Annotated in this window: 12 protein-coding genes and 3 pseudogenes; 11 read left to right on the top strand and 4 right to left on the bottom strand. The window is 31.6% G+C overall.

The features are described 5' to 3' along the window. Positions 1-536 precede the first annotated feature (536 nt). The 9 genes from AGR56_RS03735 to AGR56_RS03700 all read left to right on the top strand — a co-directional run bounded on the left by AGR56_RS03735 (position 537) and on the right by AGR56_RS03700 (position 15,776). A complete protein-coding gene (locus tag AGR56_RS03735) occupies positions 537-3,971 on the top strand; it encodes a pyruvate carboxylase (protein WP_053241188.1) in 3,435 nt (1,144 codons plus the stop codon). 694 nt (positions 3,972-4,665) lie between these two features. Next, positions 4,666-6,339, top strand: coding sequence for a potassium-transporting ATPase subunit KdpA (gene kdpA, locus AGR56_RS03730; protein WP_053241187.1), 1,674 nt, complete (start codon positions 4,666-4,668; stop codon positions 6,337-6,339). 24 nt (positions 6,340-6,363) lie between these two features. After that, entirely contained in the window at positions 6,364-8,427 is a 2,064-nt protein-coding gene (gene kdpB, locus AGR56_RS03725; protein WP_053241186.1) for a potassium-transporting ATPase subunit KdpB, read from the top strand. 18 nt (positions 8,428-8,445) lie between these two features. After that, positions 8,446-9,066, top strand: a complete 621-nt coding sequence (locus tag AGR56_RS03720; RefSeq protein WP_053241185.1) for a K(+)-transporting ATPase subunit C — start codon at positions 8,446-8,448, stop codon at positions 9,064-9,066. Between the two features lie 31 nt (positions 9,067-9,097). Further along, the gene (locus AGR56_RS20020) at positions 9,098-9,265 is read left to right on the top strand and encodes a hypothetical protein (protein ID WP_157055656.1); all 168 of its coding nucleotides are present in this window, start codon (positions 9,098-9,100) and stop codon (positions 9,263-9,265) included. Positions 9,266-9,285: 20 nt separating this feature from the next. Continuing rightward, complete coding sequence (locus tag AGR56_RS03715) at positions 9,286-11,991, top strand: sensor histidine kinase KdpD (protein ID WP_053241184.1); 2,706 nt, start codon at positions 9,286-9,288, stop codon at positions 11,989-11,991. 100 nt (positions 11,992-12,091) lie between these two features. Continuing rightward, positions 12,092-12,793 (top strand): response regulator transcription factor, encoded by a 702-nt coding sequence (locus AGR56_RS03710; protein ID WP_053241183.1) that lies wholly within the window; start codon positions 12,092-12,094, stop codon positions 12,791-12,793. A 17-nt stretch (positions 12,794-12,810) separates the two neighbouring features. Beyond that, complete coding sequence (locus tag AGR56_RS03705; protein WP_053241182.1) at positions 12,811-13,497, top strand: amino acid racemase; 687 nt, start codon at positions 12,811-12,813, stop codon at positions 13,495-13,497. Positions 13,498-13,757: 260 nt separating this feature from the next. After that, a complete protein-coding gene (locus AGR56_RS03700; protein ID WP_053241181.1) occupies positions 13,758-15,776 on the top strand; it encodes a methyl-accepting chemotaxis protein in 2,019 nt (672 codons plus the stop codon). A 36-nt stretch (positions 15,777-15,812) separates the two neighbouring features. On the opposite strand, the pseudogene AGR56_RS03695 reads toward AGR56_RS03700, so the two are convergent. Then, positions 15,813-16,585: pseudogene (locus AGR56_RS03695) on the bottom strand (DeoR/GlpR family DNA-binding transcription regulator). 629 nt (positions 16,586-17,214) lie between these two features. Between AGR56_RS03695 and AGR56_RS03690 the strand changes: the two are divergent. After that, positions 17,215-17,691 (top strand): QueT transporter family protein, encoded by a 477-nt coding sequence (locus AGR56_RS03690; protein ID WP_053241180.1) that lies wholly within the window; start codon positions 17,215-17,217, stop codon positions 17,689-17,691. 59 nt (positions 17,692-17,750) lie between these two features. Continuing rightward, positions 17,751-18,247 (top strand): annotated as a pseudogene (gene queF / locus AGR56_RS03685) (preQ(1) synthase). 190 nt (positions 18,248-18,437) lie between these two features. Here queF and AGR56_RS03680 read toward each other — a convergent pair. The 3 genes and pseudogenes from AGR56_RS03680 to AGR56_RS03670 all read right to left on the bottom strand — a co-directional run bounded on the left by AGR56_RS03680 (position 18,438) and on the right by AGR56_RS03670 (position 24,097). Then, positions 18,438-19,286 (bottom strand): RNA-binding domain-containing protein, encoded by an 849-nt coding sequence (locus tag AGR56_RS03680; RefSeq protein WP_053241179.1) that lies wholly within the window; start codon positions 19,284-19,286, stop codon positions 18,438-18,440. Positions 19,287-19,393: 107 nt separating this feature from the next. Then, positions 19,394-22,888: an AAA family ATPase gene (locus AGR56_RS03675; RefSeq protein WP_053241178.1), complete on the bottom strand. Its 3,495-nt coding sequence runs from the start codon at positions 22,886-22,888 to the stop codon at positions 19,394-19,396. Beyond that, a pseudogene (locus AGR56_RS03670) lies at positions 22,875-24,097 on the bottom strand (exonuclease SbcCD subunit D). Before AGR56_RS03670 ends, AGR56_RS03675 begins: the two are co-directional and overlap by 14 nt. Positions 24,098-24,166: the final 69 nt, after the last annotated feature.

Raw genomic sequence — 24,166 nt, 5'->3', positions numbered from 1 at the left:
GATTATATTTTTGCAGTAATCCTTTAGTAAAATCCATACTTGGTTATTATAACATAAAATGAAGTTCATAGTTAATAAATTAACATATTTTTTAAAAAAATAAATTGATTTAATAGAAGTTTGTTATATTTAGTCTATAATGAAATAAAAAAAAACAATATTAGCGAGTTATTTTAATTAAAATATTGGTAGTAAAGTATAAAACTACAACTAATAATTTGTTAATTTTTTATGCAAAAAATCATAGTGACAAATATAGGTAAAGTGTTTTGAAAAAGATGGAAAATCAAGCGGAAGCTTTAGGAGTCGATGGAATTTAAAATGAATTATAGTTCAAAATGATTTTATGAATAAAATAAAATTTCATATTGAAATAAAGGCATTAGTTAAAATGGGAACTCTATGAAAAATTATTTAATTTAATGCAAGACACAAAAAATAAAAAATTCAATTGAAAAAATTTTATACCTTATATATAATAATATTATTGTACAAAATAAATATACATAATTTTGATTTCTAGAGGGGGCTAAAAAGTGATAAAAAAATTTAAAAGAGTTCTGGTAGCCAATAGGGGCGAAATTGCAATAAGAGTTTTTAGGGCTTGTCATGAACTTGGAATAAGAACGGTTGCTATATATTCTGAGGAGGATAAGTTAGCTTTATTTAGAACAAAAGCCGATGAATCCTATTTAATAGGTAAGAATAAAGGACCAGTAGAGGCATATCTAAATATTGATGAAATAATAAATTTAGCTTTGAAAAAAGGCGTAGATGCAATACACCCTGGATATGGTTTCTTGTCAGAAAATGCTGAATTTGCACGAAGATGTACTGAAGCTGGTATAGAATTTATAGGACCAACTGGAGATATGATGGATAAACTTGGAGATAAGATAAATTCCAAGATAACCTCCAAGGGAGCAGGAGTTGCTACTATACCAGGAGTTGAAAAACCTATAGAATCAGAAGAACAAGCACTAGAATTTGCCAGAAGCTGTGGATATCCAGTTATGGTTAAAGCGGCAGCAGGCGGCGGTGGAAGAGGAATGAGAATAGTTAAATCAGAGGAAGATCTTATAGCTGCTTGTAGAAGTGCTAAAAATGAAGCTAAAAAGGCTTTTGGAATAGATGACATTTTTATAGAAAAGTATCTTGAAAATCCAAAACATATAGAGGTGCAGGTGCTCGGAGATAAATATGGAAACATAGTTCATTTATATGAAAGAGATTGCTCTGTTCAAAGAAGACATCAAAAGGTAATAGAAATTACTCCAGCAGTAGCGCTTTCGGAGGAAAAAAGAGTTCAAATATGTGAGGATGCTCTTAAAATAGCAAGCTCTATAAGCTACAGAAGTGCTGGAACACTAGAATTCTTATTAGATAAAGACGGTAACCATTATTTTATTGAAATGAATCCAAGAATACAGGTAGAGCATACAATAACAGAAATGGTTACGGGAATAGATATAGTTCAAAGTCAAATTTTAGTAGCAGAAGGATATAGGCTTGATTCAGATGAAGTGGGAATAAAGAGTCAAAAGGATGTACATTTAAATGGATATGCAATACAATGCAGAATAACAACAGAAGACCCTTCTAACAGTTTTGCGCCAGATACTGGAAGAATCGATGTATACAGGACGGGTTCCGGTTTTGGAATAAGACTTGATGGAGGAAATGGTTTTACAGGAGCAGTAATTAGCCCATATTATGATAGCCTACTAGTAAAATCAACATCATGGTCAAGAACCTTTGAAGATGCTATAAGAAAGTCAATTCGTGCAATAAAAGAAACTTATATATCTGGTGTGAAAACAAACATAGATTTTCTTATAAATGTACTTAACCATGATACTTTCAGAAAAGGCCAGTGTGATACTAATTTTATAGCTAATAACCCAGAACTTTTTGCCATAACTCCTAGAGTAGATACTGAACTTAGAATACTTAAGTTCATAGGAGAAAAGGTAGTAAATGAAACTCACGGAAATAAAACTGAATTTGATGTTCCAGCAGTACCTAAGTATGAAATAAAGGAGCCTTTGATTGGAACGAAGCAAATATTGGATGAAAAAGGACCAAACGGACTTGTGGAGTGGATTAAAAAACAAGACAAATTACTCCTTACAGATACGACTATGAGGGATGCACATCAATCTTTAATGGCTACGAGACTTAGAACAGTAGATATGGTTAAAATAGCAAGAGCAGAATCGCTGCTTGCAAAAGATTTATTCTCCATGGAAATGTGGGGAGGAGCTACCTTTGATACGGCTTATAGATTTTTGAAGGAATCACCATGGGAAAGACTTGAAAGACTTAGAAAAAGAGTTCCTAACATATTATTTCAAATGCTGTTAAGAGGGGCAAATGCGGTAGGATATAAGAACTATCCTGATAATGTAGTAAGAGAATTCATAAAGCAATCTGCAAAATCTGGAATAGATGTATTTAGAATATTTGATTCTTTAAATTGGTTAAAGGGTATGGAAGTTGCTATAGATGAAGTTTTGAATCAAGGAAAAGTAGCAGAAGCATGTATGTGCTATACAGGAGACATACTTGATACTAACAGAGATAAATATACTTTGGATTACTATGTAAAATTTGCAAAGGAAATAGAAAAATCAGGCGCTCATATTCTTGGAATAAAGGATATGTCGGCATTGTTAAAGCCATATGCGGCATTAAAACTTATAAGAGCACTTAAAAATGAAATATCTATACCTATTCATTTGCATACTCATGATACAACAGGAAATGGAGTAGCTACAGTACTTATGGCAGCTCATGCAGGTGTGGATATAGCTGATACTGCCTTTAACAGCATGGCAGGACTTACAAGTCAACCAGCGCTTAACTCTGTGGTAGCTGCACTTAAGAATACTGAAAGGGATACGGGAATAGATATAGGAGATATACAGCAGATATCAGATTACTGGAGTACAGTAAGACCTGTATACAGTCAATTTGAATCTGGACTTAAGGCCGTTTCAGCAGAAATATATAAATATGAAATACCTGGTGGACAATACTCTAATTTGAAACCTCAGGTAGAAAGTTTTGGTTTAGGGCATAGATTTGAACAGGTAAAGGAAATGTATAGAAAGGTAAATTTGATGGTTGGAGATATAGTAAAAGTTACTCCATCTTCAAAGATGGTAGGAGATTTAGCAATATTTATGGTTAAAAACAACCTTACTCCTGAAAATATAATTGAAAAAGCTAAGGATATGCCATTCCCTGATTCTGTTGTTTCTTTCTTTAAAGGTATGATGGGGCAGCCTATGGGAGGATTTCCAAAAGACCTTCAAGAAATTGTGTTAAAAGGAGAGAAGCCAATTACTTGCAGACCAGGAGAACTTTTACCTCCAGAGGATTTTGATGCTGTAAGAACTCACCTTAAGAAAGATTGCAAAATTGAACCTACAGATAAAGATGTAATAAGCTATGCATTGTATCCTGAGGTTTTTGAAAGTTATTTGAGATATAAGGACGAATATGGCGATTTAAGCAGAATAGGCAGTGATGTATTTTTCCATGGACTCTCTGAAGGTGAAATTTCTGAACTTGAAATAGCCGAAGGAAAGACAATGGTTGTTCAACTTCTAGATATAGGTAAGTTAGATAAACAAGGTAATAGAACACTTGTGTTTGAAATAAATGGAAATAGAAGAGAAATTAAAATTAAAGATAAGATGAGTGCTGCTAAGCAAGAAGTGTTTGAAGAAACAGTTATGGCAAATCCTGACAACAAGAAAGAAATAGGAGCAAGTATACCTGGAAATGTAATAAAAATACTTGTAAATGAAGGTGATCAGGTAAAGAAAGGTCAAAGCTTAATGGTAATAGAGGCTATGAAAATGGAGACAAATGTAGTAGCAAGTATTGACGGTGTTATTGAATCTATACTTGTTGAAGAGGGGAAACAAGTTCAAGGAAGAGAGTTATTAATTAAGTTGAAATAAGTTTCAAACAAGAAAGTGCGAGTTATTCGCACTTTTTTATATGAAAAATAAAATTTAACATTAGATAAAAAATAAGCCGTCAAATTTTGATGGCTTATTTTTATGATAAATAGATTTAAAATTAAACCTACACATTATATAGATAACTAATACATAGTTCAAGAATCATATGGGCTATCGCCCAAACCCCGATATTGGGAGAAGACTAATAATATAGTTCAAGAATCATATGGGCTATCGCCCAAACCCCGATATTGGGAGAAGACTAATAATATAGTTCAAGAATCACATGGGCTATCGCCCAAACCCCGATATTGGGAGAAGACTAATAATATAGTTCAAGAATCACATGGGCTATCGCCCAAACCCCGATATGTGTACGTTTACGCGAAAAATCTTTATGAAATCTTTATACGCTTAGATAAAATCTTAACCCAAATTTTATGTACAAGATGATAGTATTAACACTGAAAAGAGGGGGGAGAAAAATGCTTGATATTATATTTATTATTTTATTAATAGTTGGTTTTTTAGCACTTAAATTTTTTACAGATTGGTGTGAAGATCAAATATCTAGGAAACAGTAAGGGGGGAGCATAATGATATTTTTAATTATTGTAATAATTTTATTGTTTGTGTATTTATGTTATGCATTGTTTAACCCAGAAAAATTTTAAATGGTGGAGGCACTAAAATGGAAATATTACAAATTGCAATTATACTAATTGTTTTTGTTTTACTTTGTATACCAACTGGAAAGTATATATACAAGGTTTCAGAGCATGAAAAAACTTTTATTGATCCTGTGTTTAATAAAATTGATAGTTTTATTTATAAAGTGTCAGGAATAAAAAGAGAAGAAATGACATGGAAAAAATACATTTTGGCATTATTATCGACTAATGCTATTGCAGCGCTTATTGCATACCTAATTTTAAGGCTACAAGCTATTAATTTATTAAATCCTGATCGGATAAAAGGAATGGAACAAGGACTTACCTTTAATACAGTAGTAAGTTTTTTAACTAATACAAATCTTCAAGATTACAGTGGAGAATCTGGACTTTCATATTTAAGTCAAATGCTCGTTATTACTTTTATGATGTTTTTTGCGGCAGCAACAGGACTTGCAGCAGCATTGGCGTTTATGAGAGCACTTTCTGGAAAGAAGGATGAGATAGGAAATTTTTATGTTGATATTGTAAGAATTATAACTAGAATTTTAATTCCAGTGTCAATTGTAGTAGCTATATTTTATATTGGACAGGGTGTTCCTCAAAGTTTAGCACCAACTAAAACTATAACAACTATTGAAGGTAAACTTCAAGATATACCTCTTGGACCTGTGGCGAGTTTGGAATCTATAAAGCTTTTGGGGACTAATGGGGGAGGATTTTTTGGAGCAAATTCTGCACATCCATTTGAAAATCCAACCCCACTTACAAATGCAGTGCAAATAATTTCAATGCTTTTGTTTGCTGGTTCAACTGTGGTATGTTTTGGGCATATGATTAAAAAGAAAAAACAGGCAATTTCAATTTTTGCAGCCATGAGTGTACTGTTTATTATATTTTTAGCTATATGCTACAATGCTGAAAAAGCAGGTAATCCAGTTCTTGCACGAATTGGATTTAGTCAAGCTATGGGAAATATGGAAGGCAAAGAGGTTAGATTTGGTTTAGGAGCGTCTACTCTTTTCACAACAGCAACAACCTCAACCTCTTGTGGAGCAGTAAATAATATGCATGATTCTTTAACTCCTATAGGTGGAGCTACAGCTCTTATGAATATGATGCTCAATGTTGTATTTGGTGGAAAAGGTGTAGGCTTCATGAATATGATTATGTACGCAATACTTACGGTTTTCTTGTGTGGACTTATGGTAGGAAGAACACCAGAATTCTTATCAAAGAAGGTAGAAGGAAAGGAAATAAAATTAGTTGCATTTGCCATAATTATTCACCCATTTTTAATACTAATGTCTTCAGCATTAGCTTTAGTAACAAGAAATGGGTTAGCAGGTATATCGAATCCGGGCTTCCATGGTCTTACACAAATACTATATCAGTTTTCAAGTGCAGCGGCCAATAATGGTTCGGGATTTGAAGGCTTAGCGGATAATACTATGTTTTGGAATGTATCAACTGGAATTGTAATGTTTTTAGGTAGGTATTTGTCAATGATAATACTTATAGCTGTAGCAGCTTCCTTAGCGTCAAAAAGAGCTATACCAGAAACTACAGGTACATTTAAAACAGATAACACAACATTTACATTAACGCTTGTATTTATTGTGCTTATAATTGGAGCACTTACTTTTCTTCCAGCAGTGGCACTTGGACCTATTGCTGAGCATCTTACATTGTAATTAAAAGAAGGATGATGGTATATTATGAAAAATGAGGATAGAAAATCTAAATTTATTACAAAGGATATATTAAATACAGCAATTTTAGAATCTTTTAAGAAGTTAAATCCTAAATATATGATGAAGAATCCAGTAATGTTTGTAGTTGAAATAGGATTTTTTATATCGGTTATTCTTACTGTTTTTCCTGGAGTATTTGGTGATAAAGGAAACAATCTTAGAATATATAATCTAATTGTTGCTGTGATTTTATTTATAACTATTTTATTTGCCAATTTTGCAGAATCTGTAGCAGAAGGAAGAGGTAAAGCTCAAGCGGAAACCCTTAAAAAAACTCGTAAAGATACTATTGCGAAGCTTTTACAGTCAGATGGAAGTATAAAAACTATAAATGCTAATGAACTTAAAAAAGGAGATATAGTTTTAGCAGAAAATGGAGATATAATTCCAAATGATGGTGAAGTAATAGATGGTATAGCATCTGTAGATGAATCTGCAATAACAGGTGAATCTGCACCGGTTATGAAGGAATCTGGAGGAGATTTTGCTTCCGTTACTGGAGGAACAAAGGTTGTAAGTGACTGGCTTAAGATTGAAATTACTGCAACCCCAGGGGAATCTTTTCTTGATAAGATGATAAACCTTGTAGAGGGTGCTTCGAGACAAAAAACGCCTAATGAAATTGCACTTAATACAATACTTGTAAGTTTAACTCTTATTTTTTTAATTGTAATGGTAGCACTTTATCCTATAGCTTCATATACAGGAGTTAAGATCCAGATGTCTACTTTAATAGCTCTTTTAGTTTGCCTTATACCTACAACCATAGGAGGGCTTTTATCTGCAATAGGAATTGCAGGTATGGATAGAGTAACCAGATTTAATGTAATAGCTATGTCGGGAAAGGCTGTTGAAGCTTGCGGCGATGTTGATACTATGATACTTGATAAAACAGGAACGATAACCTTTGGAAATAGACTTGCAGCAGATTTTATAACTGTAGGTAATTCTAATAAAAAGGAGCTTATTGATTATTCTGTAATGTGTTCTTTAAAGGATGATACTCCTGAAGGAAAATCCATAGTTGAGCTTGGAAATAAACTTGGTTCATCAATTGATAAAAAGAAATATGAGGATATAGAATTTATAGAATTTACAGCACAAACTAGAATGAGTGGAATAGATCTTGAGGACGGTACTGAAGTAAGAAAGGGAGCCTATGATGCTATAAAAAATAGAATCTTTCAATTAAAAGGAGTTATTCCAAAAGATTTGGAGGAAACTGTAAATAAAGTTGCAAAATTAGGTGGAACTCCTCTTGTAGTTTGTGTAAATAACAAAATTTATGGTGTTATATACCTTAAAGACACCGTAAAACCAGGGCTTGTAGAGAGATTCGAAAGGCTTCGTGAAATTGGAATAAAAACCATAATGTGTACGGGAGATAATCCTTTGACAGCGGCAACTATAGCAAAGGAAGCTGGAGTTGATGGTTTTATTGCAGAATGTAAACCAGAAGATAAAATAGAAGCCATTAAGAAAGAACAGGCAGAGGGTAAACTTGTTGCAATGACAGGAGATGGAACGAATGATGCTCCAGCACTTGCGCAGGCAGATGTCGGACTTGCGATGAACAGTGGTACTACAGCAGCAAAGGAAGCTGCTAATATGGTTGATTTGGATTCTGATCCTACAAAAGTACTCGAAGTTGTTGAAATAGGAAAGCAGCTTTTAATAACAAGAGGAGCTCTTACGACTTTTAGTATAGCAAACGATGTTGCAAAGTATTTTGCTGTAATACCTGCTATATTTGTATCGGCTATACCACAAATGCAGGTTATGAATATAATGAAACTTTCTACACCACACAGTGCGATATTATCAGCTTTAATATTTAATGCTATAATAATACCGCTTTTAATACCTATTGCTATGAAGGGTGTCAAGTATAAGCCTATGAAATCAGAAGCAATGCTTTTAAGAAATATGCTTATATTTGGAGTTGGCGGCATAATTGTTCCTTTTATTGGTATTAAGATTTTAGATTTATTAATTACTCCACTAGTTAGAATTTTTAATTTGGGTTAATGGAAAGGAGCTTTGAAAATGAAATCAATAATTAAAGCTGTTCGTTTATGTATTGTTCTTGTAGTAGTGTGTGGAATAATTTATCCGCTTTTTATAACTGGAATAGGTCAGGCATTTCTTAATAAAAAGGCAAATGGAAGTATTATAACTTATAAAGGTAAAGAAGTTGGTTCTGCACTTTTAGGTCAGAATTTTACGGACAAAAGGTTTTTTAGAGGAAGGGTTTCGGCTGTAAATTATAATACTTATACAAAAGCTGATTTAAAACCTGATAAAAATGGAAAGACTGCCTATGCTGGAGTTGGTTCTGGTTCACAGCAGTTAGCTCCTTCAAATAAAGAACTTTCAAAAAGGGTGAAAAATGATATAAACGATTTTTTAAAAACTCATCCAGGAGTAAGTAAAAAAGATATACCTACAGATTTGCTTACAAGTTCAGGTTCAGGACTTGACCCAGACATTAGTCCTAAAGCTGCAGAAATTCAAGTGCCAGCTATATCAAAAGCTACTGGTATAAGTGAAGAAAAATTAAAGGAAATTATTAAAAAATATACGACAGGTAGAACGATAGGGATTTTAGGTGAACCTAGAGTAAATGTTCTTAAAGTAAACTTAGAGGTGGCTTCATTACTTAAGTGACATTTATTTAATAGGGATAGGTGAAAGTATTATGAAAAAAATAGTTATAAGTTTAATCATTATATTATTTTGCTGGAAAATATATATGGTGTATAATTATGGTAACAATCCATATTGGGGAAAATATGAATCTCCAGAAAGTAATACTACTTTATTATTAAAAAGAGATAATAAGTGTGTCTTGATAGGCAAAGAATAATATAAGGTAAGGGAATTGAAATGAATATCAATCAGAGACCAGATCCATACTATCTTTTGAATCAAATCGAAAAGGAAGAAAGTAAAGCTATGAGGGGAAAGTTAAAAATATTTTTTGGTTATGCAGCAGGAGTTGGCAAAACTTATGCTATGCTTAGGGAGGCACAAGAGGTAAAAGAGCTTGGGAAAGATATAATAATAGGATATATAGAACCACATGCAAGAACGGAAACTATGGCATTAACTAAAGGATTTGAAACTATAAGAACAAAAGTTGTGAATTACAGGGGAGTAAATATAAGGGAATTTGATATAGATAAAGCACTTAAAAGAAAGCCAGAGATAATACTTGTAGATGAACTTGCACACACAAATGCAAAAAGGCAAAGAAATAGAAAGAGATGGCAGGATATAGAAGAACTTTTGGCAGCTGGTATTGACGTTTACACTACATTAAATGTTCAGCATATAGAAAGTTTAAATGATGTTGTTGCTAATATAACAAGAATTTGTGTGAGAGAGACAATTCCAGATAAGGTTTTTGATGAAGCGGATAAGGTTGAAATAATTGATATTGAACCAGATGAACTTTTAAAGCGTTTTAGCGATGGCAAAATATACAAAAAGGAGCAGGTAAAGAGAGCATTTCATAACTTTTTTACTAAAAATAATTTATATGCTTTGAGAGAGATTGCTTTAAGGAGAACGGCAGACAGAGTAAACAATGAAGTTGAAAGTGCAAGACTTTCAAAAAGGGAAATAACGGTTATGCCAACTTCGGATAAAATAATGGCCTGCATTGGACCTTCACCTTCCTCTCAAAGAATAATAAGAACTGCAGCAAGAATGGCAGAAGTATATCATTCAAAATGGGTTGTACTTTATGTAGAAAACACAAAATCCTCTAAACTTAGCAAAGAAGATAAAGAAAGATTAAATTCTCATTTTAGTTTAGCAGAGCAGCTTGGTGGGGAAGTTATAACTATATATGGAGAAAATTTTGTTGAAGAGGTAATACAATATGCAGAGCTTAGGAATATAACTAAGATTGTAATAGGAAAAAATCATAAGAAAACCAGTAAGGTATTTCATTTTTATGCTAAGGATATTGTAGATAAGCTTATGGATTCTAATGCATATATTGATGTATATACTATACCTAATTCAACGTATCAGAAAAAAAGAAAAGTACGTTTTGAAAGCATTAAACTTAATTCATCTTTAAAAGATTTTATTAAAGCTATCATTATAATTTTAATAACTACTGCGGCGGGAAAAATGTTTGATCTTATGGGTTTTGCCGAAGCAAATGTTATTATGATATTTATTTTAGGCGTTATAATTGTATATGTGACAACAGCAGGTTATTTTATTGGTATAGTATCTTCTATAGTAGGAATGCTTATTTTTAATTATTTATTTACAGAACCAAGATATTCTTTTCAATTTTATGATAAAAGCTATCTTGCAACATTTTCCATAATGCTGGTAGTTTCACTGGTGGTTGGAACTCTTACTAATAAAATTCAAGCTGAAGCCAAAATTTCAAATGCTAATGAAAAAAGAACTCAAATATTATATAGGGTAAGTGCTAAGCTTTTAAGTGCATCAGGCGACTCTGATGTTATATCGGTTGGCATAAAATATATTTCTAGGCTTACTAATAGAACTGTTGTGGGGTATCTTTCAAATGGGAATAAACTTTCTACTCCATTTATATATAATCCAGAAAAAGGTGTTAAAAATCATAAGCTTGTAGGCACAGATGAAAATGCAGCAGCTTTTTGGACATTTTTAAATGGAAAAGAGTCCGGTGCTGGTACGGATACCTTTTACAGGGCACAGGGGTATTATATGCCAATAGAGGTTCAAGGAAAGCTTATTGGAGTTATTGGAGTTTCGTGCACAGAAGGTTTTTTAAAGCCGGAACAAAGATTTATTGTTGAAACCGTAACGGGACAAATAGCAATTGCCCTGGATAGAGAAATTTTATCTAAGCAGCAGGAGGATTCAAAAGTTGAAATTGAAAGAGAAAGACTTAGAAGTAATCTTTTAAGATCTATTTCACATGATCTTAGAAGTCCTCTTGCTGGAATCAAGGGTGCTGCAAGTACTATACTTGAAAATGGAAAGCTTATATCAGAAGCTACAAAAAACACTCTTATAGAGGGAATATATGATGATACTGAATGGCTTATAAGGCTTGTGGAAAATTTGCTTAGTATGACTAAATTTGATGAAGGAAGAATGGAGATAAAAAAGGATATTGAACTTGTTGAAGAAGTAGTATCGGAAGCAGTTCAGAGATGTTCTAAATATGCAAAAAGTCATAAAATAAAGGTAAGCGTTCCGGAAGATGTTATAATGGTACCTATGGATGGAGGATTAATTGAGCAGGTTATAATTAATTTGGTTGATAATGCTGTGAAATTTTCTCCAAAGGAAACCACTATAGAAATAAAGGTTTATGAAAAAAGTGAAGATGTAATATTTGAAGTCATTGATAATGGAATAGGTGTAGCAGAGGATATATTACCACATATATTTGACAGATTTTTTACAAATGGCAGTAAAATTTCAGATTCGAGGCGTGGTGTAGGTCTTGGACTTGCCATTTGCAAATCAATAGTTGAGGCACATGGTGGAAAGATTAGAGCTATAAATAAAAAGGGTGGTGGAGCAGTATTTAGTTTTAATGTTCCTAAATATAAATCGATTGAAACTTAGAATTTATTTGTACTAAGATGCTATCTTCTGAGCATTTTGGTGCAAATGAATTTTGATAGTTGAAAGTGGTATACCTTATACAAAGAAAGGGTGATGAGCAATGAATAATAATCCTTACATTCTTGTTGTTGAAGATGATAGACCTATAAGAAATTTTATAACAGCAGCACTATCCTCACAGGGTTATAAGTATATTGAAACTGATAAAGGGAATGAAGCTATTACGCTTTCTATATCAAATCATCCAGATTTAATAATACTTGATTTAGGACTTCCAGATATTGATGGTACTCAGGTTATAGAAAGAGTAAGAGAGTTACTAAACATTCCAATAATAATAGTTTCGGCTAGGGAAAATGAACGTCAAAAGGTTGAAGCACTTGACATGGGAGCAGATGATTATTTAACTAAACCATTTGGTATAAGTGAGCTTCTTGCAAGAATAAGAGTGTCTTTAAGACATAGTAGTATTAATGATAACTTAAAGAAAGAAAATATTGAGACTTTTCAGGTTAAAACATTAAAAATAGATTTTGGGAAAAGAAGAGTAACCATTGATAATAAGGAAATTCACTTAACGCCTATAGAGTATAAAATTATTGTGCTATTGGCTAAATATTCAGGTAAGGTATTAACACACAATTTTATAATTCGTGAAATATGGGGAACCTCTTTAGGAAATGAAACTCAATCCTTAAGAGTTTTTATGGCGAATTTAAGAAGAAAAATAGAAAAAGATCCAGCGCAACCAGAGTATATTTATACTGAAGTTGGAGTTGGTTATAGAATGATAGAAGAATAAATTGGAGATGGATTAACATGAAGAAAACAATAGGAATATTAGCAGGAATGGGGCCTAGATCTACAGCTCCTTTTCTTGAGCTTGTTATAGATGAATGCCAAAGACAATATGGAGCAAGAAATGACAATGATTTTCCTAAAATGATGATATATTCGCTGCCAACACCTTTTTATGTAGATAAACCAATAAATCATAAGGCTATGAAGGAAACCATAATTGAGGGACTTCAAAAACTTGAAAAAACAGGGGTGGATTTTATAGCAATGCCCTGTAATTTTGCACATATTTACTTTGAAGATCTTGAAAAGTCGATTAATGTTCCTCTTTTAAATATTGTAGATGAAACGGTTAAAGAACTTCCTACAAATAGTGAAAGAACAACATTATTTTCAACAAGCTTTACATATGAATTTGGAATTTATCAAAAAGGGATAAAAAATTATAAACATGAATTTGTATTTAAGAATGAATGGCAGGTAATATTAAATAATTTGATCAAAAGCATAAAAGAGAATAAAGATGACGAAAAAAATGTTGAGACTTTGAAAAAGCTAATTAAAGAAGTGGAGGAAGAAGATATACAGAACATAATAATTGGATGTACGGATTTAAATCCTGTTTTGAAAAAAACAGAAGTCCCAATTAATATTGTTGATTCTTCAAAGTGCCTTGCTGAAGCTGTTATAAAAAGGTATTTAAGTTAATACAATTAAGTTTTAATATATTTTATAATGAATGAAATATACTTTCATTAGTAGTACAAAATGCTCATTTTTCTTGTGAAATTAATAACATACAGCATTAAATATGATTATTCTTTTAATTGCATTTTTATAAATGTTTGCTGATATGCTACAGGATACTAAAGGTTAATACGATAATTTCTACAGTAAATATATAATTATACGATAAAACAAAAGTTTACTTTTTAGTTAAGTATTGATAGAAAAGGGGTATTTGTTTAATGAAAAAAGGGTTTAGGAGATCTGTATCTTTTAAAATTCTTGTTGTTCCAATGATAATAATGTTTGTTATTATTATGACTATAGCAGCTGTTTCAGTAATAACATCAAGAAATAAAATATTATCTCAGATGAAATCTGATGGAATTAACATGGCAAATCAAATATCAAAAGATACAGAAAAAAATAATAGTGCAGTAGATTCGCTTAATGAGTCTATTGACAATAGAATAGAGACGTTAGGAGATTTCATAGTAGCTAATAGCTCTAGTATCAATAATAGTTACTTAAAAACTTTAGCAGAGCAGTTTCAAGTTGATGAAATAAATTATACGGATGCATCTGGCAAAATTATATACTCTAATTTAAATACGTCTATAGGATATGTATTTGACAGCAAAAGCTTGGGATATCCTGTACTTAAAGGCGAAAAAGATGAATTTATGGAGGAGATAAGGAAAAGCTCTAAAACAAATGATTATTATAAATATGGGTATATAAAAAATACGAGTGGTGGGATGGTTCAAATTGGAATACTCGCAAATAGGGTGCAAAAGCTGACTGATTCCCTTAAAACTCAAACTATTGTTGAGGATATGGTAAAAAATAATAAATCTATGATTTATGCATTATATATGGATAAAGATTTGAAAGTTGAAGCACATAGTGATAAAAGCAGGCTGGGAATAACTTTAAGCAATATTGGAAGTAAAGCGGCAGTAACGAAAGGAAAAGTTTATACTTCACAGTACGAGTATAAAAATAAAATTCCTGTTTATGATGTAATTGTTCCAGTACATAAAAATGGACAGATTGTTGGCGCTATAGATGTAGGTATGTCTATGGAGAATGTGAACAAAACTGTTTATACAACTATAATGATTATAGTTGCTATATCAATAGTTGCATTTATTATATTTGCCGCTATATTAACTAAAATATCAAAAGGTATAACAGTTCCACTTAAACATTTAGTTGATATATCTAAAAGAATATCTGAGGGAGAACTAAATAATGAAATAAATATAAGTAGTTCAGATGAAATAGGGCTGCTTGCAAGCTCATTTAAAGGTATGGCAGATAATTTAAAGAATACTATTTCAGCTATAAAAAGTGGAACTTTAAAAGTAAATACAATGTCACAGGAGCTTACTTCAAGTTCAGAAGAGATGACAAATGCTGCTAGCGATGTTGCAAGGGCTATACAGGATGTAGCGCATGGAGCAACAGAAGAAGCAAATGACCTTGTTAATATATCCAATATAATTTCTAAATTTGCAGAACAGCTGCAAATTATGAACGAAAAAATATCAAAGGTAAATGAAAGTTCAAATAAAACAGAAATCAAGGTAACAAAAGGAAAAGAAGAAATAAATGTACTTTTAGAGTCTATAAATACGGTAAACAAATCTTTTACAATTGTTGCTGATAAGATAAATAATTTAAATTCCAGTGTTTCTAAGGTTGGAAATATAACAGAAGTAATAAATGGAGTATCTGAACAAACTAATCTACTTGCGTTAAATGCAGCTATAGAAGCAGCAAGGGCTGGTGAGGCAGGAAAAGGATTTGCTGTTGTTGCAGAGGAAGTTAGAAAGCTGGCAGAACAAACAAAGGAATCTACAGAGCAAATATATAAGCTTGTAGAAAGTATAAGCAGTGAAACAAAAAATGTAATGCTGACTTCTAATGATGTTAAGACGGCATTTAAAGAACAATCTAATATTGCAAAAAATACTATTGAAGCCTTTGAGGATATGCTATCATCGGTTAAAGCTATAGCTCCTTTGGTGGACGATACTTATAAATCTATAGAAATCATTATGAATTCCAAAGAGGTAATATTAGAAAAGATAGATTCAATTACTGCTATTTCAGAAGAATCTTCTGCATCTTCAGAAGAAATATCAGCGTCCTCCGAGGAAATGTATGCTTCTTCTGAAAATGTTGCAAAATTTGCAGGCGATCTTAACAGTGTCGCAAATAAACTTAATGGTGAGGCTGATAAGTTTAAGATTTAATAAAAAATGAAAAGGCAGTTCTTGCCTTTTCATTTTTTATTGGCTTACAGTATATTTTACATTATTTTCATTAAAGTAGTTTGAATATTCCTTTGGAGGTTCTGTATTGGTTATTAGATGATCTATATCACTTAGCTTACAATAAGTCATAAGTGCTGAAATATTAAACTTTGAGTCATCAGCTAATAAGTAAACCTCTTTGCTTTTTTCTACGATATTCTTTTTGATTTTATATTCTAATGGAGAAGAATTTGTGGCACCACTAGATAAAGAAATTCCGGTGGCAGCATAAAGGCTTTATTTATGTTGTAATCTTTGAAAATTTCAAAGTTTCTTATGCCTTCAAAAGAATTTGTTTTTCTTATAAGACTTCCTCCGAGACATATTATATTTAAATTTTCAAATGGAATAGCTGCGGCTATTGCATTTATATTGTTAGTAAGTATAGTGACATTTTTTATATCTTTAAGATACTCGATCATGTGAAGAGTGGTTGTACCAGAATCTATAAAAATTATATCGTTATCTTGTACAAAAGAAGCAGCAGCTTTTCCAATAGATATTTTGGCTTCATTATTTCTTATGTTTCTTTCTTCAAATGAAACTAAACCATTTGGAGAATTTTTAAAATCTGAATTAACTGTTACTCCTCCATAAACCTTTTTAATACTTCCTTTTTCAACTAAATCGTTTATATCCCTTCTTACTGTATTTTTTGATATGTTAAAGACTTCACATAACGTATCTAGGGATACTACTTCATTACTAATTATATATTCTTCAATTTTTCTGATTCTGTCAGATTTCATAACTAACATTCCTTTCTTAATATTTAACTGGATTCTATAACTATAGATAGACAACTTGAAACTTTAAAATTGCAATCTCCAAATTTATCCTGATAAACTGGAATTTGTCGAGCTGAGTGAAGGGTTTTAATTCGCCCTGCTCATTAAAAAACTAACTTTTTCACTTATGTGAAAAAGTGAAGGGTTTGACATAGCTTTGCTTGTCAAAAGGTGAAGGTTTTTGCCACGGCAAAAAGGTTAAGGAATATTTTTCTCCGTTTCTCTACGAAAAATAAATAATTTAAATACGTTAAAGATTTTCCGTACACCTCATTTCTAGCAATGAGGTTTATTATACTATAAATTTTGTTTTTGAGGACATAATCAAATGTGGTACACTAAGACATTATCACTTTTCAATCATATATATGCATAAAATTTTTATAAAGCATTTGTAATTATCTTAAATTTATATTATAATATTTGAGGTAATAATTTAATAAAGACAGTTCGTTCGTACCATCCTGTCTATAAACAAAACTAGGGCTTAAGACAAAATAATTTATTATGTCTATTTAGAGCGCTTATGCGCTTTTTTATTTGCCTTTTTTGTGTATAGGATGTTATAACGCTGCACTTAGGAGGCAAAAATGTCAAACAAAAATTTTTCTTCAACTAAAAAAATAGCATTTTCTGGACTTGTAATAGCTCTTTATACAGTTATTATGTATTTTACTCAAGGATTTTCTTTTGGTCAGTATCAAATAAGACTAGCTACAGCTATGTATTCACTTAGTGCAATAACTCCAGTTTTAATAGTTCCGCTAGGTCTCGCAAACCTCATATCCAATACTATTATGGGAGGTATGGGGATTTACGATATTATAGGTGGATGTCTTGTTGGAATAATAACCAGCAGCATCGTATATGCTATAAAAAGACTTGGAATGAATGATTGGTTTATAATACTTCCTATAATACTTGGTCCCGGACTTTTAGTTCCAATTTGGCTTTCTTTTACACTTAATGTTCCTTATACCGTACTAGCTATAAGCTTGTGTATAGGTCAAATTATACCTGCAATTTTAGGAGTTATTTTATTAAAGCAGCTAAAAGACAAAATTTAAAAAATGCCAGGTAACAGCATTGAAGAATACCAAACTTAAATAGATAGGAGATTTTTTATATGGAAGGTAGAACTGAAAAAGAAAAAGAAGGAATAACCCTTCTTGGAAATCAAGGCACAAAATACAATTACAATTATAACCCAGAGATATTAGAGACTTTTGTTAATAAGCATCCTGGCAATGATTATTTTGTAAAATTCAATTGTCCTGAATTTACAACTTTATGTCCAATAACAGGTCAACCTGATTTTGGTACTATTTATATATCCTATGTTCCTGATAAAATAATGGTTGAAAGTAAATCTTTAAAACTTTATCTTTTCAGCTTTAGAAACCACGGCGACTTTCACGAGGACTGCGTAAACATAATAATGAAAGACTTAATTAAACTCATGAATCCTAGATACATCGAAGTTCAAGGGAAATTTAAACCTAGAGGTGGAATTTCTATTGACCCTTATGCTAACTACGGTATGGAAGGCACTAAGTGGAAAAAATGGCGGAGAAGAGACTATTTTATCATGATATGTACCCGGAGAAAATAGATAACCGATAATATTACTGGTTGTTTCACTAAATATAAAGAATGCGAAGTAACAATGCTTCGTCGCGTTAAAAAAACTCTATAAATCTAAGTGGTGAATTTAAGTGAGTACCTGCTCAGGGTATAGAAGGATAACGATCATACACGAGGTTTGGGATATAATCCCATTATCCTTCTTTAACTTGTATTACGCATATATATATTAGCCCATGCCCCGTGCATGTTTACTCGCTGGAAAAATGCTCAGACAATTGAAATATCTAAGTATTTTATGATTTTTTAACCAAGATTTATTAGAGTTTTTTTTAATCGTTCCTTCTATTGTTTCCTGTTTTACAATATTCATGCCAACTCCTACTTCAGCACTGCTTCCTTCATATCTAAAAAATCTAATTCTTGCATTAGGTAAAAATATGCTTGGATTCTCAGCAAATAATAGCACCGCTGCAATAGTTATTCTAGGTCCATTTTTGCTTCTCCTAGCTAATCCTCTTGCATAAAGAAGTTTTTCATAATCATTTCCTGAATATTTAACTGCTTGTGCATAACTTTTAGGTACATCTCCATCTAAATCTTCCATAGTACACTCTTCTATTATCTTATCTTCAAAAAGTCTTTCACCTTTATCATATTCAAGATTTAATCTTTGATCAAAATTAAGCTTTTTATTTTCATCTCCAACTCTTAATAAAACTTCATCTGATGTAGTTTTATGTACCTTATCTATGCTTGGTTCAACATTTATAAGAAGTATTTTGTCTTTAACTCCATTTTCTTTAGTTATACCAATAAACTCATAAGTTACTTTAACAGCCGGTATACATTTATCAAAACTACACTGTATAAAATCATTTATTTTTATATTTCCCTGACTATTTATACCTACAACTTTGCCATCTTCAATACCTATAGCCATTGTTCCGCCATCAGCATTAGCAAATGCAATTATTGTTTCTGCTAACTTATTTATTTGTATTTTTGATGATTTTCTATCAAAGTACTGGCCTTCACCAATATTTATAATTTCTTCTAATGACATCTTAGTATTCATATAAGATTAATCCTCCTTTCCCCGTTTCAAGTAAACTTAGAAAAGTTTCAAGTAACTTACCATTTGTGTTAAGTAGATTATATTTTAATTCAAACCTCAATGCAAATTTAATTCGTCTCTATCCTAACTTTACTTCCTCCCATACCAGCTTCAGCTGGGCTTACAATAAGCTTTACTGGCATTCTCTCCTTTATTGTTTCAAGATGGCTTATCAATCCTATAGATAACTTGTCATTATGAATTTTCTCCAAAGAATCCATTACAACTTCAAGTAAGTTATCATCAAGAGTTCCAAAACCTTCGTCAAGGAAAAATAGTTCTAGTGGTGCAGTTCCTTTAAGCTGTATTTGTGCGGACAGTGCTAGTGCTAAAGCTAGTGAGGTTACAAAAGTCTCGCCTCCAGATAATGTAGAAGCATCTCTCTCTGCTCCGCCATTTTTATAATCCCTTATTATGAATTTTCCGTTGTCATCAACTTCTAATCCATAGTTGCCACAGGTAATTTCCTCAAGTCTTTTGCTTGCCTCTATGGATATATATTTAAGCTGATTTGCAGCCACAAACTCAACAAATTTCTTTCCCTTAAATAACTTTTCAAGATCATCCAAAAGGCTTAATTTGTGATCAAGCTCCTGTCTTTGCTTAACAAGCTCCTTTAATTCTGTAAGCTTTTCATTTATCCTTTTAACTTCCTCTTGAAATTTTACCGCAGCAGCTTCAAACTCTTTTAATTTACTTTCTTTTTCAAGCCTTGCATTTTGTATTTCAAGCCAGGTTTCCTCTGTTAAATTTCTTCCACTTATCTTGTTTTTGAGATTTTCCAAAGCACCAGATAGCTTTAAAACTACATTTTTGTATTCTTCAATTTCAAGCTTTAGCTTTTCAATTTCAATTTTCCTCATGATACTGTTTTTAACCTCAAGTACATCTTCAAACTTTTCTTCTTCAAGTACTTTATTAAGATTTTCTTTGTCATTTAAACTTCTACTTGTTAAATTTGTAAGATTGCTTTGAACAGATACTATATCATTATTACATTCATTATACTGTTCCTCTATCTCATTTTTCTGCTTTTCCACGGCTCTATAATTTTCAGTTATTAATTTTATTGCCTCATCTATTTGTATTTGAAGTCCTTCTAAGTTCGTTTCATTTCCAACCTTGCTTATTATACTTGCCTGTTTTTCTTCTATATTTTTATTTCTTTCCAAAACAGCAGTTTTATTTTCACTTAGTTTTTCTTTTAGCTTTCCTAGATTATTATTCAAGCTTTCCTTTTTTTCCTGCATCAAATTAAGATTATTCCTAAGTTTTTTTAAGATTTCTTCAACTTTAGCTCTTTCTTTTTCTTTCTCAAGAATTTCTTTATTTTTTTCATTGAAATCATCAATATTAAGCTCATCCTTTAAAAATTGAAGTTTGGTTTGAGTTTCTTCTACCTCTTTACTTACTGTTTCAAGCTCACCATTTAATTTTTCTAACTGAGCATCATTTTCACTTTTAATAGTAACTTCTCTGCTGTACTCAATTTCAAGTGAGTTCTTTTCTTTATTTAATAAATTTAATTTGCCTTCAAGTTCTGCTTTTTCTGCATTGAATTTTTCTAATTCATCTTTTAACTTTTTAAATTCGCCTTCAATTTCAGATACAGAATAAGCTTTAAATTCTTCTCCAAGCAAATTAATTCTTTCTTTATAACCCTGTGAATTTTCTTCTTCTATTTTAATATTAGCCTCAAGCTTTATAATTTCAGAATTTAAGCTTTCATATTGTGATTTACTATTTTCTAAGTTATTCTTAAATTCTTCAAGCTTGCCTAAATCCACAATTTTTATGTTTTCTGTAATATGATGAACAGCTCCACATACAGGACAAGGTTCACCATCGATCAAATTTTTTCTTAAAGTTTGTGCTAAATTCTCAGTTTCTATTTTATGAATAGCTTCTTCAAATTCTTTTATATTATTTTCTATAAGTTCCTTTTGCAATTTCGATTTACTTAGCTTTTCTTTAAAAGAGCCTATATTTTCAGCAGACTTATTTAAGCTTTTGCTGTACTCTTCATATTTGTTCCACTTATCTTTTACCTCTGCCAGCTTTATTTGAAGATTTAAAAGCGTATCTTGATTTCCCGGGCAATTTGCATTTATCTTTTCTAACTTAGTTTTTATAGTATTTAAAGTTTCATCCTTTTCCTTAATGCTTTTAGATAAAATTTCAGATTTCTTATTTGAATTTTCTATAGTAAGCTTAGCAGTTTCAATATCTTTAACTAAACTACTTTTTCTCTTAAAGCCATTTTTATAATCATTTAAAATAACTATACCTTCATTAACCTTTTTCTTGTAGTCCTCTGAAATCTTTAATTCCTCTAACTTTTTTTCTCCTCTGCCGATAGTACTAGCTGTTTTATCCATAGCAGCTTTATTGTCATCAATATCTTTTTCTGTCTTTTGTGCTGAATTTTCAAGATTATTAGCTTCCTTTTCCAAGGCAATTTTCTCATTTAATAATCTATCTAATATGCTTTTTTCAGCTATAGCATCAATAACTTTCTGCTTTTTCACACTTAATTCTGGTAGTTCTCTATCTTTCTTTTCACTTATGTAATTAAAACTTTCACTTATCTTTTGCTTGTTTTCTTTTATAATTACTATTTTATTTTTTAAGCTTTCAATTTTATTGTTTGAATTTTTTATATCCTGAATAGTCTTTTCATAGCTGTCAATATAAGGCTTAACTTTAAGTGCACTTTCACCCTTAATGACTTTAATTTGCTTTTCCTTAATTTCAGGTTCTTTCTTTTTAAGTTCTTCCTGCTTTAAAGTATTAGCCTTAAATTCATGTTGAAGCTGCCACAATTCCCTAGCCTCATTAAACTTTTCTTCCGCAGTTTTAAGTTCCTTTTTATAGATTTCACAGTTTTCCTTACTTTCAGAAAGTTTTTTATTGATCTCCTCAAGTTTTTCTTCGCTTATATCTTCATAGCCTTTAAACTGACCTTCAAGTACATTTGATTTTTGTCTTTCTGCTTTAATTTTCGACATCAATTTATACGAAAGCTCATCGCCATATTTTTGAAGATTAAATAGCCTTTCAAGCATGTTTCTTCTGTCTTTTCCCTCTAGCTTTAAAAACTCGCTGAATTTTCCCTGTGGAAGCACTACAGTTCTTGTAAAATCCTCTAGTTTAAGTCCTATTATTTCTTCGCACTTTTCAGTTACAAGCTTTGCACCTTCTTCAAGTATGTTTTCAGCTCCATCCGTTATATCAACTATTTTCGCAGACTTGCTTCTTACGCTTCCTGTTCTGTTATCTCTTCTAAATTCTCTATCTACTACATACCTCTTCACTTCACTGCCTGATATTCGAAATTCATAGCTTACGTTTAAGCTGCTGCAATTAGTGTTCATGTAATTTGAGCTTTTTCTCGCCACCTCACCATAAAGTGCAAGAGTAATTCCATCCAAAATTGATGATTTTCCGCTTCCAGTAGGTCCAAATATGCCAAAAAGACCTTTCTCTGTAAGCTTTTCAAAATCAATTTCTTGAGTTTCTATAAAACTGTTTAATCCTTTTATTTTAAGCTTAATTGGCTTCATTGTGCCCCTCCTTCTCATCTACAATAGACATTAGCAAATCCACTACCTCTTCCTGCGGCTCAACTTTTCTTTCTTTCAAATAAAATTCTTTAAATATTTCTTCAAAGGATTTTTCCGAAAAGCTATTTACATCAAACTTTTCATCGTCTTTTCCAACTATTTTAGGCATAATTTCAAGTATGTCTTTTTTAGTGCTTTTCATTTTCTTTATTTCATCTTCTCTTATGTACTATCCGTTGTTATCTCAAGATATACCCAGCAGTCCTTATCCTTATTTTCTTCACACCTTTCAATAGCCGCCTCTATACTTTCGCACTTCCAAACCTCTATTGGCTTATAAACTTTAAATTCAACTTCTTCAATTTTGCATTCTTCATGAGCTTTTACATCTACAATAAAACATTTCTTTTTAAAATTGATTTCCTTCTTATTATATTGAAGTGGTGAACCAGAATATCTAGCTTTTTTATTTGTTCCTGGCACTAATTGAGGTTTATGTACATGTCCAAGTGCAATATACTGAGCCTTTTCTGGAAAACATCCTCCATCTACAATAAAGCTTCCGCCAAGCTGAACGTTTCTCTCTGAACCAGCTTCTTCACTGCCCATTGTAAATAGATGTGACACAACAAGATTTATTGTATCATCCCTATATTTTGAGCCAAGCCTATCAAATAATGCTTTTATCCTCTCCCCATAGGTTTTAACCTTTTCCTCTTCCTCATCCATTTCACCGTACAAGACTTCATTTAATCTCTTTTCACTTGGATATGGAACTGTTAAAATTACAGCCTTTTCATCTTTTATTTGTACTTCAATGAATCCTTCTCCAGCTTCTAAAACCTTTGAGTTTCCATACTCACCAAGAGAAACTACAGATTTTGGAGTTCCAACCATTATAATTCCATGATCTCTTGCAAGTGGTCCTGCTGCAACAAGTCTTTCTGGATTATCATGGTTTCCAGCTATAACAAGAGTTGTTCTCTCACCGTTTGCCGATATTTTCTTTAATGTATCATAAAACATTTTTTCGGCTCTGGCAGGAGGATTAGAATTATCATAAATATCTCCTGCAATAAGCACCATATCTATGTTATTTTCCTGTACAATTTCAACAAAATCCTTAAGAAAAGCTTCCTGCTCATCCATACGACTACAGCCTTCTAAATTTTTACCAAGGTGCCAGTCAGAAGTGTGGAGTATTCTCAATAAAATCAGCTCACTTTCTATATAATAATGCTTGCAATTTTTATATTAGCTATTTTTTAGTTTTTACAA

The organism is Clostridium sp. DMHC 10, assembly GCF_001270375.1.
In the GTDB taxonomy this organism is placed as follows: Bacteria; Bacillota; Clostridia; order Clostridiales; family Clostridiaceae; genus Clostridium_S; species Clostridium_S guangxiense.
This window is presented reverse-complemented; position numbering and strand designations above follow the sequence as displayed.

Excerpts from the sequence above, each read along its gene's own strand:
- kdpA (WP_053241187.1), top strand. The coding sequence starts at position 4,666 with ATGGAAATATTACAAATTGCAATTATACTAATTGTTTTTGTTTTACTT.
- kdpB (WP_053241186.1), top strand. The coding sequence starts at position 6,364 with ATGAAAAATGAGGATAGAAAATCTAAATTTATTACAAAGGATATATTA.
- AGR56_RS03720 (WP_053241185.1), top strand. The coding sequence starts at position 8,446 with ATGAAATCAATAATTAAAGCTGTTCGTTTATGTATTGTTCTTGTAGTA.
- AGR56_RS20020 (WP_157055656.1), top strand. The coding sequence starts at position 9,098 with ATGAAAAAAATAGTTATAAGTTTAATCATTATATTATTTTGCTGGAAA.
- AGR56_RS03715 (WP_053241184.1), top strand. The coding sequence starts at position 9,286 with ATGAATATCAATCAGAGACCAGATCCATACTATCTTTTGAATCAAATC.
- AGR56_RS03710 (WP_053241183.1), top strand. The coding sequence starts at position 12,092 with ATGAATAATAATCCTTACATTCTTGTTGTTGAAGATGATAGACCTATA.
- AGR56_RS03705 (WP_053241182.1), top strand. The coding sequence starts at position 12,811 with ATGAAGAAAACAATAGGAATATTAGCAGGAATGGGGCCTAGATCTACA.
- AGR56_RS03700 (WP_053241181.1), top strand. The coding sequence starts at position 13,758 with ATGAAAAAAGGGTTTAGGAGATCTGTATCTTTTAAAATTCTTGTTGTT.
- AGR56_RS03690 (WP_053241180.1), top strand. The coding sequence starts at position 17,215 with ATGTCAAACAAAAATTTTTCTTCAACTAAAAAAATAGCATTTTCTGGA.
- AGR56_RS03680 (WP_053241179.1), bottom strand. The coding sequence starts at position 19,286 with ATGAATACTAAGATGTCATTAGAAGAAATTATAAATATTGGTGAAGGC.
- AGR56_RS03675 (WP_053241178.1), bottom strand. The coding sequence starts at position 22,888 with ATGAAGCCAATTAAGCTTAAAATAAAAGGATTAAACAGTTTTATAGAA.